We start from the raw sequence: 20,656 nt of genomic DNA on the forward strand, positions 1-20,656 counted from the left end.
CGATCGCACCATGAGCCTGCTACGCCCCTCAGCCCTGATTTCAGCAATGCTGATAGCGAGCGCTCCGGTTTGCGCCTTTGAAATTAGTCCCAAGAAATACGGAGACAACCTCAAGGAAGAACTTCATCTCTGCGAACCAACGCGCACCGAGGAATACATTCAATACCAAGAAGAAAAACTGCCTAGGCAATTTCCTGGGGTTGAGGTCTTCACTATTACCGAAGACTGGCGCTCACAGGATCTTGAAAGCACCAAGTTCCCACTCTCCAAACCTGTCATTCTCAAGAATCCCATAACAGGTCAGACCATTGGAGTCTTCGACCGCAACTACAATCGCACATTCCGCGTTGCCTCCTTCTTCGGTCGGAATATGATAAGGGTTCGCCTTGAGACAGTTGCGGAAAAGTCATTCGGAAGGCGTGTAACTACTGGTAGCGAAAAGATTGAAGCATTTGGAATCAAGAACAAGAATGGATACATCGTCGTCAATGGTTGTGATGGCGTTTTTGCTGTCAATAAGCAGATCGCTGATGCTCTCGCCAATTACAGCCTGGTCAACGGGAAAGCATTTGTCTTGCTATCCAGTGATGGATCAACAGGTCTCCGCATCAATGAAATCGGACCTGAAACAGTCAAGGCGTGGAAAGTGGTCTACACCGATTGGAGTCCTGCGTCTGATGGGCAGAGAAAGCAGGCGCTTGACTGAGTGAGTTTCTGGGCAAGTCTCAAAGAACTTCACCACCTCTCACCTTTTACTAGTGAGAGATGAGAGGTGGTGAATAAAATCAGGAAGATTCTTATTGGGTTGCCCAGCCTCTTGCCGAGACAACAAAAACGCCATCGCCTGATAGTTCCAGCACAACGGTCTGGCTACTACCACCGAATAGCTCAAGCCATCAAGGGCAGATTTAGTCGTTCGTAGCCGTACACCTTTCCAATGCATCCCCAAGCGAGAGATTGGCTCTCTTATCGGCTCAGGGACCCACAGAAACCCTGAGGAACAAAGCTGGGACAGCACTTCTGGTCTCCAGCCAAACCAGTTCGCTGTCATCGATGGCAAGACCGTCATCACCGGCAGCTTCAACTGGAGCCCCTCTGCCGCCCATCAAAACGACGAGGTGCTGCTGGTGATCCGCTCCCCGCATGTCGCTGCCCACTTCACCCGTGAAATGGATCGTCTCTGGCGCACTGCCGATCTAGGCATCACCGAACGACTGCGGCGCAAACTCGAACGCAACCGACAGCGCTGCGGCAGTGGGGTTGAGCGGCTTTAGGCCGGCAGGATCTCGAGCTCGGGGTAGGCCGAACGCATGGACTCCAGGCGCGAGCGCAAGTGCTCGAGCAACGCCAGAAAGCGCGGATGATTCGCGAAGCGACGCGGCACCACGACGCTGTCGCCAACCGTCAGTGGAATCTCAATCGGCAAAATCACCTTTTCTGTGGGATACAGGCTGATCGAAAAGGCACTGGCGTAGGCCACTGTGACTTCATCCGCGGTTCGGCCTTCCCAGACCTCATAGGAGTAGCGGCGGACCGACGAGGGGGAGTTCCACAATCCCAATCCCTCCAAAACAGCCTGACACTTCGGGAAAGCACCATCGGGTAAGGCCAAGCAGGGAAATTGACGGACATCCTCCAGGGTGATGGCTGAGCCCAGGCGGGTCAGCGGGTGACCAGGGGAGACCACCAAATGGGTTGGCAAACGATCGAGATGAACGACAGCGAAAGCATCGTCATCGTCCCCTGGTACATCAGGAAAACCAGCAATCCAAACATCCACAACACCACGCCTTAAAAGGCTTAGAGGAGTGGCGACATCAAGACAATCAAAAGCACCACAGAGCCACCCCTTGGGGGGTGCATCGAGCAATAACGGGCCGGAATAATATTGCGCCTCGATCCGCAGCGGCAGGTCCCGTTTCCAGCGGCAATCTTGGTGAACTTGCCGCTCTAAATCGAGCAGCGTGCAATCCCCCTCCAGCTGCCATTCGCCCTCGACTTTTCTGGTCTCCAAGCCAAAGGCCGCCACGGCTCGCCGCGCCTTTCTGGACACCGAGGCTTGATCCAAGTTGAGCCGTTGGGCCACCCGATCACCGGTGCGCAGCCAGATCAGGTAATCCAGGCAATCCAGTTCATCGAGTCCAATCATTGGCCGCTCAACAACTGACCAGCTCAGGGCGAGACGCCGAGAGGGACTGAGCACGCGCACGCAGCTGAGCCACGAGCTGCACAAAGGCGTCGCTGTCCGCGAAACGGCGCTTCACCACCAGGGAATCCCCCAAGGTCAGCCCTGTGGAGAGAGGCAAGGCAACCTTGGCCCCAGCAAAACAGGCAACCGTGTGGGGGCTGCCGTAGCTGATGGTGAGTTGATCCTCGGTGCGCCCCTCCCAGCGGCGGGGGTCATGGCGCGTCGTTCCCACTGGAGTGCGCGCCAAACCCAAGCCCTTGAGGTGCTGCTGCATCTTCGGAAACGCACCATCGGGCAGGGAAAGGACCGGGAATCCCCGCAAATCCTCCAGGGTCAAATCGCCTGGTGACTCCAGCAGAGGGTGCGCACGATCCACCAAGAAATAGGCGGGGTAACGGCTGAGGGGGACCACGACAAACCTGTCGTCGTCTTCCGGCAGATCGGGATGGCAACCGATCCAGACATCCAAGATCGACTGGCTGAGCAACACCATGGGATAGGGAATCCCCATGAAGTCCGATCGACCGCAGACCCAAGGATCAGAGAGACCCTCGAGATAGGGCGCCCCAGCCCCGTAGATCCCGTCAATGCGCAGGGCATCGTTCCGTTGCCAGCGAGCGAACTGATGCACCTCCCTCTCGGCATTCAGGAGCGAGAGATCCCCATCCAGGCTCCACTCCCCCTCGAGCTTGCGGGCATCCAGGCCAAGGGATTCGGCGACAGCTTTCGCGTTACGGGAAATGGTGGATTGACTGCAGGAGAGGCGAAGCGTGGCCTCCTGACCTGAGCGCAGCCAGATCAAGTAATCCAGGCAGGACAGACCAAACGGGTCAAACATGAGTGGAAGCCCAGGGCTCGACTGGCTGCCTCAAGTCAGTTCCCCAAGTCCATCGCTACAAAACCTATAGATCGCCTGGCCCCCGTTAGTACCGGCAGATACAAAACGATGGCGGACCCAAGGCTGCTAGCCCCGCCGCCAGCGCCAAAGCCCCCAGAGGAGCAGGACCAGCAGCATCCAGGGCAGCAGGGCACGGAGCAACAGCGCTGCCAACAGCAAGGCCACCGCAGAGACAGCAACGCGCTTGGTTAAAGCCTTGGCCTCATCGGTCATGAAGCGCCAGCGCGGCAGAAGAGGCATCGCTCCCACGGCAATGGAGCCTCCCTTTTAGCCAGGGGCCATGAAGAAGGGCGGCCTGTTGACCGCCCTTGGCACCCGAGCGCCCGAACAGGGGCGTTCTGTTGGTGTCTGCTGCTGTTTTAGGAGTACTCGCAAAGCAACACCATGAGTAAAAGAACCGGTCTCTTCAACATCCTGGGCAATAAAAAAGACGCTGGCCCCCCAGCGCCTTCAGTTCCCCATCCCCATCGGAGATGCACACACGTTATGGAGCAGATCTGCGCTGCGCGATCGGTATAAACACCGGCTTTCAACAGTCCTAGGAACAGAGTCTCTTCCAACTGTTGAAACCAAAGCAGAGCTTTTGAGCCCTGCCACGCAGAGCCGCGTTACTTGAGAGTGACCCCGCTGCTCTAGCCATGCGGATCCAACGCAAAGGGCACTATCTGCTGTTGTTCTGGCAGAGCAAGCAGGACGGATGGATCAACACCCTGATGATTGATCTGCTGCATCCCACGCGCAGCAAAAAAATGGTTCTGGGCTAGGCGCCGCGATTTCGATCCAAGATGGATGCCAGTGAGCCCGGCCCCATGGTGTCCCTGCGTCAGCTGCTGCCCCTGCCCATTGCCGCTGCTGCAGTTCTGAGCGGCGGAGCGGGGCTGGCGGCTGACCCCTACGTTCCCTTCCCAAGCGAAGAGAGCCTGAAGGAGTTGCAGCTGATCACCATCAGCTGCGCCCGCGACAACAGCGCCGCAAGCTGTTCACGGTCCCGAGAGCTCGCCGATCCACTGATGGATCACCCCCGACTTCCCGCCAGCTGCAAGGACCTGCTCTGGAGCATCCTTGAGAAAGCCAAACCCGCTGCAAGCAACAGCTATCAACGGCGGGAAGCCTTAAGCGATCCAGCCCAGCGCCTGCTTTTGGTCTGCCGCAGCCTGGAGTTGGCCAAGCCCGAAGCCAACCAGCCCCAAGCCCCTGACAACCAGAAGAAGAGCGGCTTTGGCTTTGGCGGCAGCTAGTTCCGCCGCATCACCTCTGGAATCAAGAACATCGGTCTAACTTGGTGCCCCCTCGGCTCTCACCGATGACCAGCGGCGTGCGGCAGATCGCTCTCGAGACCCCTTTCTCCGATCAAAAACCAGGCACGTCGGGGCTACGCAAGAGCAGCCGTCAGTTCGCAACACCCCACTACCTCGAGAGCTTCATCGAGGCGATCCTGCGCACGGTTCCCGGGATCCAAGGCGGCACCCTGGTGGTCGGTGGCGATGGCCGCTTCGGCAACCGTGAAGCCATCGGTGTGATCACCCGCATGGCCGCCGCCCAAGGTGTGGGCCGCATCATCACCACCAGCGGCGGAATCCTCTCCACCCCGGCCGCCTCCAACCTGATCCGACAGCACCAGGCCACGGCCGGCATCATCCTTTCGGCCAGCCACAACCCCGGTGGTCCCGACGGTGATTTCGGAGTCAAGGTCAATGGCGCCAATGGCGGTCCGGCCCCCGAATCCCTCACGGACGCGATCTACGCCTGCACCCAGACCCTGGATGGCTACCGCATCCTCGAGTCCGCGCCGGTCGACCTTGATGCCGTCGGCCAGCAGACGGTGGGAGATCTCCGCCTAGAGGTGATTGATGGGGTTGATGACTACATCGCCCTGATGCAGAAGCTGTTCGACTTCGATCAGATCAAGGCGCTGATTCAAGACGACTTCCCTATCGCCTTCGACGCGATGCACGCCGTCACGGGCCCCTACGCCACCCGACTGCTCGAGGGCCTGCTGGGGGCACCGGCAGGAACAGTCCGCAACGGCAAGCCCCTGGAGGATTTCGGTGGTGGGCACCCCGACCCGAACCTCACCTACGCCCACGATCTAGCCGAGCTCCTGATGGAGAGCGATGCCTATCGCTTTGGTGCGGCCTGCGATGGCGATGGCGACCGGAACATGATCCTGGGCAACCGCTGCTTCGTGAACCCCAGCGACAGCCTGGCGGTGCTGACCGCCAATGCCACGCTGGCGCCGGGCTATGCCCAAGGGCTCTCGGGCGTCGCCCGCTCCATGCCCACCAGCGCCGCCGTTGACGTCGTCGCCAAGGAGCTCGGCATCGCCTGCTTCGAGACACCCACCGGCTGGAAGTTCTTCGGCAACCTGCTGGATGCCGACCGCATCACCCTCTGCGGTGAGGAGAGCTTCGGCACCGGCAGCAACCACATCCGAGAAAAGGACGGACTCTGGGCCGTTCTCTTCTGGCTGCAAATCCTGGCCAGCAAGCGCTGCTCGGTGGCCGAGATCATGGATGCCCACTGGAAGCGCTTCGGCCGGCACTACTACTCGCGCCATGACTACGAAGCGATCGCCAGCGAGAAGGCCCATGGCCTCTATGACCGCCTCAAGGGCATGCTGCCCTCACTGGTGGGCCAGGACTTCGCCGGCCGCCGCATCAGTACGGCCGATGACTTCAGCTACAGCGATCCGGTGGATGGCTCCCTGACCACCGGCCAGGGCCTGAGGATCCTGCTGGATGACGGCAGCCGCGTTGTCTTCCGCCTCTCCGGCACCGGCACCCAAGGCGCCACCCTGCGGCTGTACCTCGAGAGCTATGTGCCCAGCAGCGGTGATCTGAACCAGGATCCCCAGACCGCCTTGGCCGACCTGATCACTGCAGCCGATGCCCTAGCTGAAATCAAGACCCGCACGGGCATGGACCGCCCGACCGTGATCACCTGATCAGCCCTAACCCCGTGCCGTTGGAGCGCCAAACCAGCGCTCCTCCAAGTTTTTGATGGCGACATAGAACGGCGGAACCACCCCAAGCGACAGCACCGTGGCGACCAGTAGGCCACCAAAGATCACGGTGCCGAGGGACTGCTGGCTGTTGGCTCCCGCCGTGGTGGCCACCACCAAGGGGAAGAATCCCGCCAATGAGGCGATGGCCGTCATCAAGATCGGCCGCATCCGCGACTCAGCTGCGGCAATGGCAGCCTCGCCGTAGGACATCCCCGATTCCAGATGCTGCTCGGCGACCTCGACGATCAGGATGCCGTTTTTCGCGGCCAAACCAATCAAGGTCACCAAGCCCACCTGGGCATAGATATTGAGATCAATCGAGCGCAGGGAGAGGAACGCCAAGGCGCCGAGCATCGCCAAGGGCACCGTCATCAGGATGATCACCGGGGTGACGTAGCTCTCGTACTGGGCGGACAGCACGAGATAGACAAACAACACCCCCAGGCCAAAGACCAACACGCTGGCGCTGCCGGCCGAGAGCTGTAGAGCGGCAATCCCCGTAAAGGCATAGCCGATGTTGTTGAAATCAAGGGCCTTGAATTGTTGTTGGATCGCGCTCAGCGCCTGACCAGAACTCTTACCCAAGGCCTGAACACCCTGAATCAAAACCGTTCGGTAGAGGTTGTAGTGGCTGATGACCGGCGGTGCACTGGAGAGTTCAGACGAGGCGAACTCCGAGACCTGCACCAACTTGTTGTCGCGGTTGCGTACGTAGTAGCTCAGGATGTTCTCCAACCCCTGGCGACCGGCGGGCTCGGCCTGGACATAGATGTTGCGCACCTGACCACTCTCGTAGGTCAGACCGGAGTAGTTACCACCCGCCAAAATGGCGATCGTCTGCATGGCCTGCTGAAAGTCGACATTCAGCGCACCCAGAATCGATCGATCGATCTTCAGTCCAAAGGCTGGAGCACTTGGAACAAACTGGGTATAGAGGTTGGAATAAGCACCGCTGGCCTGACCCTGGCTGACCAGTTGCTCCGCCAGTTGATCCAACTGGGTGAAGGTATAGGCACCATTACTGAGGTCGTTGAACTGGAAATAAAAGCCCCCTTGCGCCGAAAAGCCTGGGATGGCTGGGGGTTGAGAAGCCGCCGCCAGGCCACTGCTGAAGCGGGACAACTTGGCATTCAGGCGATCAACAATCGCCGGGGCTTTGTTTTCGGAGCCTGAGCGCTCATCCAGGGGCTTCAGCCCAAAGAAAAACAGACCTTGATCGGGGCTATTGCCGTTAAACCCAGCACCACTGATCACACTGCCTGCTGTGATGTTCTTCTCCTGCTTGAGCACCTCGGCGATCTGCATGCCCACCTGTTGGGTCTGAGAGAGGGACGCTCCGTTCTGAAGTTGGTAGATCCCCAGGCCATAGCCCTGGTCCTCCTCAGGGATGAAAGCCGTGGGCAGGGCATTGAAGGCAATGGCGGTGGTCACAATCCCAGCCCCCAAACCCATCAAGATCCAACGCCGGCGGTCGATCAGCCAGTGGAGGAGACGCCCATAGCCCTGCTCCAAGCGAGCAAAAAAGGCATTGAAGCGATCAAAGATCAGAGCCAGCCGACTGCCGGCAAAGCCAAACCCCGCAATCCCCACGACATAGGCCAGGGGTCCAAAGGAGGCTGCGCTGAATTTTCCAAAACCCAGCCCAATCACCAGACCAGCCACGGTCCAACGCCAGCCTTCTGGGCGCGGAGGCTTCTCAGTCTTCAAAATCAGCCCCGCCATCATCGGCGAGAAGGTCAGGGCGTTAAAGGTCGAGATCGCGATCGAGAACGCGATCGTCAAGGCGAACTGGCGGTAGATGATGCCGATCCCACCGGGATAAAACGCCACCGGCACAAACACCGCCATCAGCACCAGCGAGGAAGCAATGATCGCTCCGATCAATTCGCCCATGCATTCGAGGGCGGCCTGACGCGGTTTCATTCCCTGCTCAAGGTTTTTGGCGACCGCTTCAATCACGACAATGGCGTCATCCACCACCAGGCCCGTGGCCAAGACCAGGCCCAGCAAGGTGAGTTGATTGATCGAAAAACCAAAGGCCTTCATGAAGGCAAAGGTGCCCACCAAGGAGATCGGAATCGCCAGGCTCGGAACCACCGTGGCGCGCCAGTCCTGCAGGAACAGAAAGAGGATCACCAGCACCAACACAATCGCTAGGCCCAGGGCGTCGGTGACCCCTCCAACGGCGGACTCAATGAACTGCCCGACGTTGTAGATCTGCTGCACCGTCACCCCCGGAGGAACCTGAGCACGGAACTGATCCATCAGGTTCACCACCGCCTCGCTTACCTGCAGGGCATTGCTCTCGGGGGTCTGATAAACGCCGACGGTGATCGCGGGGTAGCCATTGATATCACTCCCTTCCGTCGCAAAGGTATTGAAGCCATAGGTGGCTTCTCCCACGTCCTGCAAGCGCAGCAGATTGCCCTGGGGAGAGCGACCAACGATCAACTGGTTGAGCTGATCAACCGAGACCAAGTTGCCATTGTTCTCGACCAAGATCGGATAGGTGAAGAGCTGATTCCCCCCCGCCGGTGGACCACCGACCAGGCCACCAATGGCGACGGAGTTCTGACTGCGAACAGCCGACACCACCTGATCAGCGGTCAGCTGGTTGGCCGTGAGCTTGTTCGGATCGACGAACAGCCAAAAGGCCGGGTTACTCCCGCCAAACAAGGTCGCTTGGGCAACCCCTGGAATGCGCTCTAGCTGGTAGTAGAGCTGCTCATAGATCAGGCCATTGAGATAGGCGCGATCGAACTGCCCCTCCGAGGAGGAGACCTGATAAGCCAACAGGATTGAGGGGGTGGTTTGGATCACCGAGACCCCCGTGTTGCTCACCTGCGATGGCAGTTGGGGCATCGCCAAGGACACCCGGTTTTGCACATTGACCTGGTCAATGTTGATGTCAGTGCCTTCGTCAAAGAAGACATTGACCGTGCTGGCACCGGTGTTGGTCGTCAGCGAGGAGATGTAGGCCGCTCCCGGCACGCCGTTGATCTGCTGCTCGAGAACGTTGGTGACCGCCTGCTCCGTCACCAGGGAGTTCGCTCCGCTGTAATTCGCCGTGACCTGAATCTGCGGTGGGGCGATGTTGGGAAGGTTCTCGATTGGCAGGGTGGGAATCGCAATCAGTCCCACCAGCACGATCAAGATGCTGCACACCGTGGTGAGCACCGGGCGCTTGATAAACCGATCCGAGAGCGACATCGCAGCTACTCCCTATCGCTTGCTGGCCGGAGCGATGGTCACGGGCAAACCCGTTCGCAGCAGAGCCGTATTGCTGACCACCACCTGATCCCCAGCCTTCAAGCCCGAACGCACGGGGTAGCGGTTGTGTTGGAGATCGCCCAGTTGAACCGACGTCTGCACCACGATTGGCGTCGAGCCGGGCATTGAGGCCAGCCGCTTTTTCTGTTTTTCGGGGACGGTCTTGGAAGCTTTGATCTTGGGCAGGGCCTCCGAGAGACGAACGATCCGATAGACAAAAGGCTGCTGGGCTTGCATCAACACCGCCGACACCGGGACCGAGAGGGACTGCTGGCTTCCGGTGATGATCCGGTTCAAGACGTACTGGCCCGTCTTGAGTTTGCCGGTGAGGTTGGGGAACGCAGCCTTCACCAACACCGTGTTGGGCGAAGAGCTGTTGCCGCTGACGCCGAAATAGGGAGAGATAAAGACCACCTTGCCGCTCCCCTCCACCGGCGGATTGCCCTGGGTGCGCAGAAGAACCGCCTGGTTCAGTGCGACGCGAGAGGCTTCCGTCGCAGGAACATCCATCAACGTCCAGAGGGTGGAGTTATCAACAATCCCGGTAATCGCCTGCCCCTTGCGGACGTAATCGCCGAGCTTCACCGTGTCGAGATCGCCAATCTCTCCATCGATGGGAGAGGTGACGTACTTGTATCCCAGAGTGGCGGCATCGGAGCGCACCCGCTCGGCACTTTGAATCGCCTGGGTGACGTAAGCATCCCGCTGTTTGGTGGAAACAGCGCCCTGTTCATTCAAAAAGACGTAGCGCTCGGCATTAAGGCGGTCCTTGCGCGCCTCGGCCTTGGCCGAATCCAGTGCCGCGGTCTGCTGCACGTTGTCGAGCACCAAAATCGGCTCGCCCGCTTTCACCTTCTGCCCCTGCTTCACCAGGATCTTCACGACCCGGCCATCGGCCTCGGGCCTGAGCGAGACATCGGTGGTCGAGCTCAAGCGACTGATGACATCAATCGATGGATTGAACTCAGCCGAACCAATCGTTTGGACCTGAACGGCCGTCGGCTGGCGTTGGGGTTGCTTGGGCCCACAGCCCACCAACAACAGCAACAACGGCAGGGGAGCCAGCAGGCGCCGCACGACAGTGACTCAGGAATCCGCAACCTAGGGATGCTGAAGGGTTCTGTCCCGCGGATGATGGAGATCGACACCTCATTCGGCGCGGCTTGAGCGATCTCTTCAGCCATCACGGTGAGCAGCTGCGCCAGCACCATGCCCCCCTGGCTGATCGCCTCAGGCCCAGGAGCCTCGACGACTTTCAAGGCCAAGAGGAGATCCTCGGACCCGGTCGACTGCTGCGGCGTGCCATCAACGCCGATCGGGTCGGCAACCTGATTTTTTACGGCCCACCGGGCGTCGGCAAAACCACCCTGGCCCGGATCATTGCGGCCACCACCCGGGCCCACTTCAGCAGTCTCAATGCCGTCCTCGCCGGCGTGAAGGACCTGCGCCACGAGGTCGATGAAGCCAAGCGCCGGCTCGATCAGCACGGCCTGCGCAGCCTGCTCTTCATCGATGAGGTGCACCGCTTCAACAGCGCGCAGCAAGATGCTCTGCTGCCCTGGGTGGAAAACGGCACGGTCACCCTGATCGGAGCCACCACGGAAAACCCGTTCTTTGAGGTCAACAAAGCCCTGGTCAGTCGCTCACGGCTGTTTCGGCTTCAGCCCCTCGAGAATCGGCACCTGCATCAACTGCTCGAGCGGGCCCTTCGCGATCGAGAACGGGGCTATGGAGAGCGGCCCGTCCAGATCAGTCCTGAGGCCGCAGCACATCTCGTCGAGGTGGCCGGCGGCGATGCCCGCAGCCTGCTCAATGCGCTGGAGCTGGCGGTGGAGACGACGGAGCCCGATGGCGAGGGACAGATCGTCATCACCCTGGCCATCGCCGAAGAATCCATCCAGCAGCGGGCCGTTCTCTACGACAAACAAGGGGACGCCCACTTCGACACCATCAGCGCCTTCATCAAGTCCCTGCGCGGCAGCGACCCCGATGCCGCTCTCTTTTGGCTGGCGAAGATGATCGAAGCCGGGGAGAACCCCCGTTTCATTTTCCGGCGCATGCTGATCTCCGCCGGGGAAGACATCGGCCTGGCGGACCCCCAAGCCGTCGTGGTCGTTGAGGCCTGCGCCGCGGCCTTCGAGCGGGTGGGTTTACCGGAAGGCCTCTATCCCTTGGCCCAGGCCGCGCTCTATCTGGCCTCCACCGAAAAAAGCAACAGCCTGCTCGGCTTCTTTGACGCCCTCAAAAACGTCAAAGCCAGCAATCGCCAGGCGGTGCCGGCCCATCTGCGCGACGCCAACCGCGACGGCAAGGCCTTCGGCGATGGCGTCGGCTACCGCTACCCCCATGCCTACGCCGAGCACTGGGTCGCCCAGCAATACCTACCCAGCGATCTCCAGGGGCAGGTCTTCTGGCAGCCCGGAACCCTGGGTTGGGAAGGGGAGCGCCGCCAACGGCTGCAGCAGCGACGTGCCGCCCAGCTCGCCGCGGCCGTTGAGCATCAGCAGGAACTCGGCGAGATGCTCAGCAGCGGTCCGGATGACCCCGAGCTCGAGCGCTGGATTCAACGGCAGTCCGGCAGCGAAGGGGAACGCCTCGATCGCCTGCGCCAGGAGCTCTGGGCTGATGCCCCTTGGCAACGGCATGACCGGGTACTCCTGCTCGAGGCCCGCTCCCTGCTCTGGGCCCTCGATCCCCTGCAGTGCTGCCCCGAAGGCGGTGTGGTGATCCACGCCGCCAGCAGCGCCGATCAAACGCGACTGGGCACACAACTGGAGGTCCTCGACAGCCTGGAGCGCCCCCAACTGATCCCAGACCTCAGCGCACTCGAGGGAAGCGGCCAACGCTTCGAATGGATTGCCAGCCGGCATCCGCTCAAACACAGCAGCCCCGAGGAACTCGAGGCCGCAGTTGCCGCCTTCACGGCACTCGCTGCACCGAAGGCCCGCCTGCGCCTGCTCTTCAGCCAGCCCCAGCTGGGTCCCGCGGGAGGACTGAAGCGCGCGGGAACGCCCACCGATGCATTGGCCGTCCTGCTGGAGAGAGTGATGGCGATCGAGCAGACCATCCTCATGCCACAACCCGAGCCCAGCGCGCTCGAGGCCGCCCTGATCCAGCAGGGCTGGACCCTGGAGTGGAGAGCGTGGGAGGAACGGCTGGCACTACCGATTAACGAGGGATTGCTCGCCCGTTGGTTTGCAGCGGATGCCCCCTACCGCCAGCAGCTCAGTCAAACGCTCAGCCCGGCTGAGATCGATCGCCTCAAGGCCGAGCTCCAGCAACGCCTCAAAGGCACGCTGCCGCAGTTGCTGCAGCATCGACTCCTCGTCGCTCGCCGTTCGGACTGAGACGACAAAAAAGCCCCGGCAATGCCGGGGCTTTGGGATGGATCAAGCGATCCGCTGGATCACCAGAGACCGCGAACGGGCTGCTTGACCGGCTCGGGAGCTTCGGCGGTGTAAGCCGCGATGCAAGCCGGGGTGTTCATGTACCAGCTGAGCAGCGAGGTGGCCTGCTGGCTGTTCTCGATGCTGTTGACATCACAGACCTTCATCGAGCCCTGGAGGCGCTGGTCGGTGGGGAGCTGCTTCATCATCCCGTAGCTCGACAGCTTGCCGTCGGCAGAGTCCAGAATGATGGCGCTACGCACGGCCTGCAGGCTGTTCTGCTGGCTGTAGAAGGGGGTGTAGTTGTTCTCCTGAATGCTCTCCTTCAGGAACTGCTCACCCTTGGGGGAATACAGGAAGCGAGCCACAGCGGCCACATCCACGGAGTATTCCTGCTGAAGACCAGCCTGGAGCTGATCTTTGGACCAACCGGACAGGTCGGAGAGGTTGCGAGGAACGGGGTTGTCGATCACCTCAGTACCGCCCAGGGGCAGCAGGGTGTTGGAGCGAACAAAACCGTTGCTCACCGTCCGGGCGGTTTGGGTGGGAAGACCGGAAGGCTGAATGAAAGTCGGAGCGCCAAATTGAATGCCGCTCGCGTCGGTCGGGTTCTGAGGGATGGCCTGCGCAGACAGGCCTGCCATCAGGAAACCAACGCCAGCCAAGGGAAGGAGTGCCTTGCGCATGGGTTTGCAGAGGAAGACATCCCCGGTATGGCGAGTCCCGTGGGACGCGACACGGCAACTCTGGTTTGTTTTAAGAATCGGCTGCGTAAAAAAACAAAATCAGCCGCCCTCAGCCCACTGGGTATCGCCCGCGCCATCACCCACCAGCGCGCAGAGCCAGCCACCGGACTCCAGGCAAAGCGAGGGGGGCGTCAGGCCCCGTTGCAGGTGGATTAACTCCTGCTTGGTGTCATCCCAATACCAATGGCGCAACTCCTCTGCGATGGAGGACGCCATCCACTTAATGGCCGCCTCCTTGCGCACCCAACTGCGCAACACCTGCAGGCGACGCACCTCCGCCGGCAGCGCCAGCAACGCCTGGTTTTCCTCAAGCGGGAAAAAACGCTGGGCCAACAGGTCCGCCTGCAGCACGCGGTCGCGGCGCTCCAGGTCCACCCCCACCGCCCAGGGGGACCAGGCCAGCAGCAGTTGCTCACCGCTATGGCTCAAGCTCACAAATCCCCAGCCCGCCTCCAGCCGCGGCGCCTCGCCAGGGGGGCTGCAGAGGGGAATGGACTCTGCAGAGACCGCAAACAAAGCAGCCAGGCGGGCGCGCAGCTGCTGACGGCTGGAGCGATATCGGGGCTGGAGCGCAGCGGGCAAGGCCGCACACCACAGCTGCTCTTGGGGGGACAGGCCTGCAGCAGAGGGCTGCGCCAGCGGGCTCAGCCAGAGCTGGGGCGCCTGCGCTGGCAGTCCTTCTAGGCTCCCGCCAGTTGAACCCTCACCCCCCATGGCCCTGCAGGTCGGAGACGTCGCACCGGAATTCAGCCTGCCTGATCAAAGCGGCAACAGCGTCAGCCTCAGCAGCTTCCGGGGGCAGCGGGTGGTGATCTACTTCTATCCCAAGGACGACACTCCGGGCTGCACCAAGGAAGCCTGCAACTTCCGCGATCAGTGGGCCAGCTTTGAGAAACACGGCATCGCGGTGCTGGGCATCAGCAAGGACGGCGCCACCAGCCACAGCAAATTCATCAGCAAGTACGACCTGCCCTTCACCCTGCTCAGTGACGCTGAGCCCTGCCCCGTAGCCGCGAGCTACGGCAGCTATGGCCTCAAGAAATTCATGGGCCGCGAGTACATGGGCATGATGCGCCACACCTTTGTGGTGGATGCCGAAGGAAAGATCGAGAAGGCTTACCTCAAGGTGAAGGCGGCCTCGATGGCCGACGACATCCTTCAGGACCTCGGCCTCAGCTGAGCTGATCCAGGGCCTCCAGACACAGCTGAGGGGCCACAACCAACGGACTCGGGTTCAACCAGGGGGCCAGGCGCTGGGCGTCGCCGCCGGTCAGCCAAAGCGTGCAGCCGTCCTCCAGCTGCTCCATCGCCTGATTGACCGCACCGACCATCGCCTGCAGACATCCCACCTCCATGGCAGCGGCGGTCTCCCTCGGCCAGGGCGGCAGGTTCTCGGCGTCGGGCTGGGTCAGCGGCAACTGCGCGGTTCCCTGATGCAGGCTGCGCAGCTGCAGCGCTAGGCCCGCGCTCAAACGGCCGCCAGCAAAGCGTCCCTGCTCATCCACCAGGGTGAGACTCAAGCTGGTGCCGGCATCGACCACCAGCACCGCTCCCTGCTGCTGCCGCCACGCCCACCAGCCCGCCAGGGCGCGATCAATGCCAAGCCAAGCGGGGGCTTCGGCCAGGGGAACCTGCTCCAGCCGCAAGCGCTGCGCCTCTGGCAAGGCCAAGGCAGCAGGGAGAGCACCCACCGCGGCCCAAGCCCGCAGTGGCGGCGCTGACCAAGCCTCGTCTGGATCCGGAGGCTCACAATCCCAGCAGCGCAGGCCCGAGGGCGAGCGCTCCGCCCAGTGCCATCGGCTGTTGCCCACCAGCAACAGCTTGGCCATTTAGATGCCCTCGCCGGCCATCCCGGGCAGGTGAATGCCGCATTCCTGCTTCAGACCGCCAAAGCGGGTGGCCCGTCCGCTGGTGCTGCCGTCATCGGGGGCACTGGAGTGCCAGTCGCCGACCGTCGAGTAGCCCTTATCGAACAGAGGGTGCTGGGGCAGGCCGTTCTCCTGCATGTAATAGAAGACGTCGCGGTTGTTCCAATCCAGCAAGGGGCGCAGGGCCCAGCGGCCACGGACCAGCTGGATGGGGTCCATCGCTTTGCGGTGGTCGGTCTGGCCGCCACGGACACCACTGGCCCAGCAGGTGACCTGGAGGTCGTTGAGCGCCCGGTCCAGGGGCTCGACCTTGCGAATGCGGTGATAGGTCTCCAGGTCTTCCACCTGACCGGTTTCCCACAGGCGGCCATGGAGAGCCTCCATGCGCGCTGGACTGACACCTGACTGGGCCACATGCAGCTTGAGGCCCAGGTGCTCCACCAGCATCTGGGAGTACTGATAGGTCTCCGGGGGCAGATACCCCGTGTCCACCCAGATCACCGGAACCGGGCGCTCCAACTGACTGACCAGGTGCAGCGAGACCGCAGCCTGAATGCCAAAGCTGGTGGTCAGGGCGAAGCCATCACCAAAGGTCTCCAACCCCCAACGCATGCGCTCAAGCGCACTCAACGACCGCAGCTGCTCACAGGCCTGCTGGGTGTCGAAGCTGGGCGCGGAAGGGTTGGCAGACGTGGTCATCGCACCATCTTCCAATGTGGGGGGAGATGGTTAGGGTTCGCCCTGGTCTTCTTCCCCACCGTCTGCCGTGCCCCCATCCGAGGTTGAGCCCGCAGCTGTTGTGGTGATCGGCGGTGGTTTCGGCGGACTCAACACCGCTCTGCAACTGGCGGCTTCCGGTGAGCACCCCTCGGTGCTGCTGCTGGAGCCACGGGAGCACTTTCTGTTTTTACCCCTGCTCTACGAGCTGCTCAGTGGGGAGCTGAAACGCTGGGAAATTGCCCCCCGCTACCGGGAACTTCTGGCGGGCTCCGGTGTGGTCTGGATCCAAGAGCGGGCCAGCCGCATCGACCGGAGCCGCCGAACCATCACCACTGATCGCGGGCGCGAGCTGCCCTACAGCCAGGCCGTCATTGCCAGCGGGGGACAACTGGAGACCTATGGGATCCCGGGAGTGCGCGAGCACGCCCTTGGATTTCGTGACCTGGAGGACGTCGAGCAGATCCAGGGCTGGATTGCGCGACTCAAAACCAAGCAGTCGCCGCTGCAGCGGATCGGGATCGTCGGCGCTGGAGCCAGCGGCGTTGAGCTGGCCTGCAAACTCGCGGATCTGCTGGAGGGCAGCGCCATCCTCGAGCTGGTGGAGCAAGGTCCAGAGCTGCTGCCCATCGCCAAGGCCTTCAACCGGGAGCAGGCCCGCAAGGCACTCCAACAACGGGACATCCGGCTGCGCCTGAATACCCGAGTGGCCAGCGTCGATGCCACCGGCCTGCAGCTGCAGCGGCTGGGGGATGGGACCAACAGCACCGAAGCCCTGCGCTGCGATGGGGTGATCTGGACCGCGGGCCTGGCCGCCAGCGTTCCGGAACTGCAGCCCCCGCTGCCCCTGGACCCGCGGGGCAGGCTGAAGTGCGCCCCCTCCCTTCAGGTGGAGGGCAGCGAAGATCTCTTTGTCCTTGGGGATGCCGCGGCCTGCCCGGACTCCTGCGGTGCGCTCTATCCCGCCAACGCCCAGGTGGCCTACCAACAGGCCAGCTGCATCGCCCGCAACCTGCAACGGCTTCGGCTTGGCGCTCCCCTGGAGGACTTCGCCTGGAACGACCTGGGGGAAATGATGGGCCTGGGGGTCGGCCAAGCCAGCCTGACCGGCATGGGAGTGACCCTGGCCGGCCCCGCCGCCTTTCAGCTGCGGCGCCTGGCCTACCTGGCGCGTATGCCCGGACTCCCCCAACAGCTCAAGGTGGCCGGCGGCTGGCTGGCGAACTGGCTATGAGCGCACCCAGCGGCCTGCTGCTTGATGCCATGGGCACCCTGATTGGCCTGCGCCAGTCGGTCGGTGAGAGCTATGCCGCCGTGGCTGAGACCTTCGGCCTGACGATCGCCCCGGAGGCCATCAATGGCGTCTTTGCCGGTCTCTTTCGCCAGGCACCTGAGCTGGCCTTCCCTGGGCTCAGCAGTGAGGCACTGCTCGAGGCGGAAGAGCGCTGGTGGACCACCCTGGTCGCCCAGGTCTTCGCAGCCTGCGGCCACGAGGGTCCGCTGCCCGAAGGCTTTGGGACAACCCTGTTCCAGCACTTCGCCAAGGCTGACCCCTGGCTGGTCTACCCCGATGTGCGCGAGAACCTGCAGCGCTGGAAGCAGCGGGGGCTGAAGTTGGCGGTGGTCAGCAACTTCGATCAGCGCCTCCTGCCACTGCTCGAGGCCCTGAAGCTCAGTCCTTTGTTGGATGCCGTCGTCGTCTCCTCCGTGGTCGGAGCCGCCAAACCCAGTCCCCTGCCGCTGCAGGCTGCCCTGCAGCAACTGGAGCTCCCAGCCGAGCGGGTCTGGCACATCGGCGATAGCCCCGAGGACCAGGCCAGCGCCGCGGCCGCGGGGATCCGCTGCCTACTGATCAAGCGCCCGAAACCGAACGGCACCCCTTGAAGCAATCCGCGCTCATGGGCCGCACCGCCGGCTTGCGGCCCGCCCAGACCAGACGCCTCGAGCGGCTCAGCCACCGGCGTCATCCCGAGAGCGCAGGGGTGGACTGGATCAGTCTCCAGCGCCTGGCGGCCGAAAGCGCCGAGCTGGACCTGCCCCTGAGCCTGGTGCTGGATGAGCGGGGGCTCTGCCGATTGCTCTGGGTGGGCCCCCTAGAGCAATCGGGCCGGCTGCTCGAGCGCCTGCCTGGCGGCCCCCGCAGGCAAGGCAATGCCCTGCGCCTGATCACCTGCGTGGGGCGGGCCAAACACCTCGAGCCCCAGGGCCATGAGGCCGTCGTCGGGCTCGATCTGCAGCCGGGGTTCTGGCTGCGTTTCGGCAACAGTCCCCAGGCCGGCGGCCGCTGGCCCGCCGCCGCCTTCAGCCCCAGCTCCGATCCCCACTGCCCTTGGCAGCCCCTGGAGCAGGACGACCTTGCGGTGCTCTGTGAGCTGGCGCCGCCCGAGCCCCAACAGACCACGCCGGCCCGGGCGCTGGCGGGCCAAGAGCAGGTGCTGCTGCTGGTGCTCAGCCCCAGCGATCCGGAGGATGCCCGACGTGAAATCGCCGAGCTCGAGGGACTGGTGCGCAGTGCCGGCGCCAAGCCCCTGGGGCTGGTGGTGCAGCGCCAGTCCAACCGCAACGGCCAGAACCTCTGGGGCGAAGGCAAGGTGCAGGAAGCGGCGCTGGAGGCCCGGCGTCTCGGCGCATCGCTGGTGGTGACCGATCGCGAACTCACCCCGGCCCAGGCCAGGACCCTGGAGGCCCGGCTCGAGCTGCCCGTCAGTGACCGCAGCGAGCTGATCCTCGACATCTTTGCCCAGAGGGCCGCCAGTTCCGCCGGCCGGCTGCAGGTGGAGCTGGCGCAGCTGCGTTACCGCCTGCCGCGGCTCGCGGGCCGGGGCCTCTCGCTCTCGCGGCAGGGGGGCGGGATCGGCACCCGAGGACCAGGGGAAACGCAACTGGAAAAAGACCGCAGGGCCATCGCCCGCCGGATCGACAAGCTGCAGCGGGATGTGCAAAAGCTGCGGGAACACCGGGCTCGGCTGCGCAGCAACCGCCGTACCCAGCGCCGCCTCGCCCTGGTGGGTTACACGAACGCCGGCAAAAGCTCCCTGTTGAACGCCCTCAGCAAAGCGCCGCAGCAGGAGGCGGTGCTGGCGGAAAACAAACTCTTCGCCACCCTTGATCCCACCACCCGCCGGATCGTGCAGCCCAACCCGGATGGGGGAGCCCCGGCGCACCTGCTCCTGACCGACACGGTGGGCTTTATCCGGGACCTACCGCCGCCGCTGGTGGAAGCCTTCCGCTCCACCCTCGAAGAAACCCTGGATGCCGATCGACTGCTGCTGGTGGTGGACCTCTCCGACCCCGGCTGGTGCGAGCAGCTCAGCACCGTCCACGCCATCCTCGATCAACTCGGCAGCGATGTCCCGCGGCAACTGATCGCCAATCAAATCGACCGCTGCCCCAAGGCCGCGATCGATCAGGCCAAAGCGCTGGACCCCCAGGTGCTGTTCGTCTCGGCCACCGGCGGGCTTGGGCTCGAGCACCTCAAGCGCAGCCTTTTCGCCTGAGGTCCGTCAGGCCCCGCTGCAGATATGCCACCATTTTTGCCTCCAACCGGCCACGGCCATGCCTCTGCAGCTCGGCGACACCGTTCCCGATTTCACCCAGGACTCCCAACTGGGTCCGATCAACCTCTACGACTTCGCTGGTGACAGCTGGGTTGTGCTGTTCTCCCACCCCGCGGACTACACCCCCGTCTGCACCACCGAGCTGGGCGAGGTATCCCGGCTGCGCTCCGAGTGGGACAAGCGCAACGTCAAGACGATCGCCCTGAGCGTCGATTCCGCCGAGAGCCACAAGGGCTGGATCTGCGACATCAACGAGGTTCAGAAGACCACAGTTGACTATCCGATCCTGGCCGACGAAGACAAGAAGGTGAGCGATCTCTACGGGATGATCCATCCCAATTCGCTCAACAACCTGACGGTGCGCTCGGTGTTCATCATCGACCCCAACAAGAAGCTGCGCCTGCAGATCACCTACCCCGCCAGCACCGGCCGGAACTTCAACGAGATCCTGCGGGTGATCGACTCCCTGCAACTGACCGACCACCACCAGGTGGCCACCCCGGTCAACTGGACCGACGGTCAGGACTGCGTCGTGGTTCCCTCGATCCCCACCGACGAAGCCCGCAGCAAGTTCCCGAAGGGCGTGACCGAGATCAAGCCCTACCTGCGCATGACTCCGCAACCCAACAAGTGACAGTGAGTCGCTGAACCCTCGTCAGGGTCCTCGGCCCCCGGGAGAATTCCCGGGGGCTTTTGTCTGCGCATGCGGGTCTTGGGACTGATGAGCGGCACCAGCGCCGATGGCGTTGATGCGGTGCTCGCCAGCTTCAGCGGCCCCATCAGGCGGCCCCGCTGGCAGATCCACAGCCGTGCCTCCCTGCCCTACCCCGAAGCCCTGCGGGCTCAGATCGTGGCGGTCGGCCAAGGGCAACCCACCACCGCCGCGGAGCTGCTCGAGCTCGGTGAAGCGCTGACGGAGGTGCAGGCCCAGGCCGCCCTGGCCTGCGACCCCGAGGGCAGCGCCCAGAGGGTGGGCTGCCATGGCCAGACCCTCTGGCACCGCCCCCCCAGCGGCGAGCGCG

Annotated in this window: 20 protein-coding genes and 1 pseudogene; 12 read left to right on the forward strand and 9 right to left on the reverse strand. The window is 62.8% G+C overall.

What is annotated here, in order from left to right; translation table 11 throughout:
* The first annotated feature begins 10 nt into the window (after window positions 1–10).
* On the forward strand, window positions 11–706 hold the full coding sequence (locus CB0205_RS0100565) for a hypothetical protein (protein WP_156797697.1): 696 nt from the start codon (window positions 11–13) through the stop codon (window positions 704–706).
* A 328-nt stretch (window positions 707–1,034) separates the two neighbouring features.
* Window positions 1,035–1,274, forward strand: a pseudogene (locus tag CB0205_RS0100570) (phospholipase D-like domain-containing protein); the annotation flags it as partial.
* Here the strand turns inward: CB0205_RS0100570 and CB0205_RS0100575 are convergent.
* The 3 genes from CB0205_RS0100575 to CB0205_RS16230 form a co-directional block, all read right to left on the reverse strand.
* Window positions 1,271–2,203: a LysR substrate-binding domain-containing protein gene (locus tag CB0205_RS0100575; protein WP_198001889.1), complete on the reverse strand. Its 933-nt coding sequence runs from the start codon at window positions 2,201–2,203 to the stop codon at window positions 1,271–1,273. The pseudogene CB0205_RS0100570 and the gene CB0205_RS0100575 overlap by 4 nt on opposite strands.
* A complete protein-coding gene (locus tag CB0205_RS0100580; protein WP_010313074.1) occupies window positions 2,157–3,026 on the reverse strand; it encodes a LysR substrate-binding domain-containing protein in 870 nt (289 codons plus the stop codon). The genes CB0205_RS0100575 and CB0205_RS0100580 overlap by 47 nt, the downstream gene beginning before the upstream one ends.
* A gap of 126 nt (window positions 3,027–3,152) precedes the next feature.
* Window positions 3,153–3,326, reverse strand: a complete 174-nt coding sequence (locus tag CB0205_RS16230; RefSeq protein ID WP_198001890.1) for a hypothetical protein — start codon at window positions 3,324–3,326, stop codon at window positions 3,153–3,155.
* A gap of 398 nt (window positions 3,327–3,724) precedes the next feature.
* Between CB0205_RS16230 and CB0205_RS16595 the strand changes: the two genes are divergently transcribed.
* From CB0205_RS16595 to CB0205_RS0100600, 3 genes are all read left to right on the forward strand, one after another.
* The gene (locus tag CB0205_RS16595; protein WP_010313076.1) at window positions 3,725–3,850 is read left to right on the forward strand and encodes a hypothetical protein; all 126 of its coding nucleotides are present in this window, start codon (window positions 3,725–3,727) and stop codon (window positions 3,848–3,850) included.
* Between the two features lie 45 nt (window positions 3,851–3,895).
* A complete protein-coding gene (locus CB0205_RS14040) occupies window positions 3,896–4,324 on the forward strand; it encodes a hypothetical protein (protein ID WP_071777915.1) in 429 nt (142 codons plus the stop codon).
* 65 nt (window positions 4,325–4,389) lie between these two features.
* Window positions 4,390–6,030, forward strand: a complete 1,641-nt coding sequence (locus CB0205_RS0100600) for an alpha-D-glucose phosphate-specific phosphoglucomutase (RefSeq protein ID WP_010313085.1) — start codon at window positions 4,390–4,392, stop codon at window positions 6,028–6,030.
* A 6-nt stretch (window positions 6,031–6,036) separates the two neighbouring features.
* Here the strand turns inward: CB0205_RS0100600 and CB0205_RS0100605 are convergent, their stop codons facing one another.
* Together CB0205_RS0100605 and CB0205_RS0100610 are read right to left on the reverse strand one after the other, a co-directional pair.
* A complete protein-coding gene (locus tag CB0205_RS0100605) occupies window positions 6,037–9,300 on the reverse strand; it encodes an efflux RND transporter permease subunit (protein WP_010313089.1) in 3,264 nt (1,087 codons plus the stop codon).
* 12 nt (window positions 9,301–9,312) lie between these two features.
* The gene (locus CB0205_RS0100610) at window positions 9,313–10,437 is read right to left on the reverse strand and encodes an efflux RND transporter periplasmic adaptor subunit (protein ID WP_010313091.1); all 1,125 of its coding nucleotides are present in this window, start codon (window positions 10,435–10,437) and stop codon (window positions 9,313–9,315) included.
* Window positions 10,438–10,523: 86 nt separating this feature from the next.
* On the opposite strand from CB0205_RS0100610, the gene CB0205_RS0100615 reads away from it, so the two are divergent.
* A complete protein-coding gene (locus CB0205_RS0100615) occupies window positions 10,524–12,707 on the forward strand; it encodes an AAA family ATPase (RefSeq protein WP_010313093.1) in 2,184 nt (727 codons plus the stop codon).
* Between the two features lie 59 nt (window positions 12,708–12,766).
* On the opposite strand, the gene CB0205_RS0100620 is transcribed toward CB0205_RS0100615, so the two are convergent.
* Window positions 12,767–13,432: an alpha/beta hydrolase gene (locus CB0205_RS0100620; protein ID WP_010313095.1), complete on the reverse strand. Its 666-nt coding sequence runs from the start codon at window positions 13,430–13,432 to the stop codon at window positions 12,767–12,769.
* Between the two features lie 99 nt (window positions 13,433–13,531).
* Window positions 13,532–14,074 carry a 4'-phosphopantetheinyl transferase superfamily protein gene (locus CB0205_RS14045; RefSeq protein ID WP_198001891.1) on the reverse strand — a complete coding sequence of 181 codons (543 nt, stop codon included), beginning with the start codon at window positions 14,072–14,074 and terminating at the stop codon, window positions 13,532–13,534.
* Window positions 14,075–14,204: 130 nt separating this feature from the next.
* Here CB0205_RS14045 and bcp point away from each other — a divergent pair, with 130 nt between their 5' ends.
* Window positions 14,205–14,672 (forward strand): thioredoxin-dependent thiol peroxidase, encoded by a 468-nt coding sequence (gene bcp / locus CB0205_RS0100630; protein ID WP_010313098.1) that lies wholly within the window; start codon window positions 14,205–14,207, stop codon window positions 14,670–14,672.
* Here the strand turns inward: bcp and CB0205_RS0100635 are convergent.
* The gene (locus CB0205_RS0100635) at window positions 14,665–15,321 is read right to left on the reverse strand and encodes a type III pantothenate kinase (RefSeq protein WP_010313100.1); all 657 of its coding nucleotides are present in this window, start codon (window positions 15,319–15,321) and stop codon (window positions 14,665–14,667) included. The two genes, bcp and CB0205_RS0100635, sit on opposite strands and share 8 nt — an antisense overlap.
* Window positions 15,322–16,059, reverse strand: coding sequence for a phosphoadenylyl-sulfate reductase (locus CB0205_RS0100640; RefSeq protein WP_050778400.1), 738 nt, complete (start codon window positions 16,057–16,059; stop codon window positions 15,322–15,324). It abuts the gene before it with no gap.
* A 67-nt stretch (window positions 16,060–16,126) separates the two neighbouring features.
* Between CB0205_RS0100640 and CB0205_RS0100645 the strand changes: the two genes are divergently transcribed.
* The 5 genes from CB0205_RS0100645 to CB0205_RS0100665 all read left to right on the forward strand — a co-directional run.
* Window positions 16,127–17,311, forward strand: a complete 1,185-nt coding sequence (locus CB0205_RS0100645; RefSeq protein WP_029625996.1) for an NAD(P)/FAD-dependent oxidoreductase — start codon at window positions 16,127–16,129, stop codon at window positions 17,309–17,311.
* Window positions 17,308–17,961 (forward strand): HAD-IA family hydrolase, encoded by a 654-nt coding sequence (locus CB0205_RS0100650; RefSeq protein WP_010313107.1) that lies wholly within the window; start codon window positions 17,308–17,310, stop codon window positions 17,959–17,961. Before CB0205_RS0100645 ends, CB0205_RS0100650 begins: the two co-directional genes overlap by 4 nt.
* On the forward strand, window positions 17,958–19,574 hold the full coding sequence (hflX, locus tag CB0205_RS0100655; protein ID WP_029625998.1) for a GTPase HflX: 1,617 nt from the start codon (window positions 17,958–17,960) through the stop codon (window positions 19,572–19,574). Before CB0205_RS0100650 ends, hflX begins: the two co-directional genes overlap by 4 nt.
* Before the next feature lie 58 nt (window positions 19,575–19,632).
* Window positions 19,633–20,268, forward strand: a complete 636-nt coding sequence (locus tag CB0205_RS0100660; RefSeq protein WP_010313112.1) for a peroxiredoxin — start codon at window positions 19,633–19,635, stop codon at window positions 20,266–20,268.
* Window positions 20,269–20,337: 69 nt separating this feature from the next.
* Window positions 20,338–20,656: anhydro-N-acetylmuramic acid kinase (locus CB0205_RS0100665; RefSeq protein ID WP_010313114.1), on the forward strand; the 319-nt coding region annotated here is incomplete at its 3' end.

This window comes from Synechococcus sp. CB0205 (genome assembly GCF_000179255.1).
In the GTDB taxonomy this organism is placed as follows: domain Bacteria; phylum Cyanobacteriota; class Cyanobacteriia; order PCC-6307; family Cyanobiaceae; genus Vulcanococcus.

Bases quoted from the DNA above. Each gene is read 5' to 3' on its own strand.
- CB0205_RS0100565 (WP_156797697.1), top strand. From the start codon at position 11: ATGAGCCTGCTACGCCCCTCAGCCCTGATTTCAGCAATGCTGATAGCG.
- CB0205_RS0100580 (WP_010313074.1), bottom strand. From the start codon at position 3,026: ATGTTTGACCCGTTTGGTCTGTCCTGCCTGGATTACTTGATCTGGCTG.
- CB0205_RS16230 (WP_198001890.1), bottom strand. From the start codon at position 3,326: ATGCCTCTTCTGCCGCGCTGGCGCTTCATGACCGATGAGGCCAAGGCT.
- CB0205_RS16595 (WP_010313076.1), top strand. From the start codon at position 3,725: ATGCGGATCCAACGCAAAGGGCACTATCTGCTGTTGTTCTGGCAGAGC.
- CB0205_RS14040 (WP_071777915.1), top strand. From the start codon at position 3,896: ATGGTGTCCCTGCGTCAGCTGCTGCCCCTGCCCATTGCCGCTGCTGCA.
- CB0205_RS0100600 (WP_010313085.1), top strand. From the start codon at position 4,390: ATGACCAGCGGCGTGCGGCAGATCGCTCTCGAGACCCCTTTCTCCGAT.
- CB0205_RS0100605 (WP_010313089.1), bottom strand. From the start codon at position 9,300: ATGTCGCTCTCGGATCGGTTTATCAAGCGCCCGGTGCTCACCACGGTG.
- CB0205_RS0100620 (WP_010313095.1), bottom strand. From the start codon at position 13,432: ATGCGCAAGGCACTCCTTCCCTTGGCTGGCGTTGGTTTCCTGATGGCA.
- bcp (WP_010313098.1), top strand. From the start codon at position 14,205: ATGGCCCTGCAGGTCGGAGACGTCGCACCGGAATTCAGCCTGCCTGAT.
- CB0205_RS0100635 (WP_010313100.1), bottom strand. From the start codon at position 15,321: ATGGCCAAGCTGTTGCTGGTGGGCAACAGCCGATGGCACTGGGCGGAG.
- CB0205_RS0100640 (WP_050778400.1), bottom strand. From the start codon at position 16,059: ATGACCACGTCTGCCAACCCTTCCGCGCCCAGCTTCGACACCCAGCAG.
- CB0205_RS0100650 (WP_010313107.1), top strand. From the start codon at position 17,308: ATGAGCGCACCCAGCGGCCTGCTGCTTGATGCCATGGGCACCCTGATT.
- CB0205_RS0100660 (WP_010313112.1), top strand. From the start codon at position 19,633: ATGCCTCTGCAGCTCGGCGACACCGTTCCCGATTTCACCCAGGACTCC.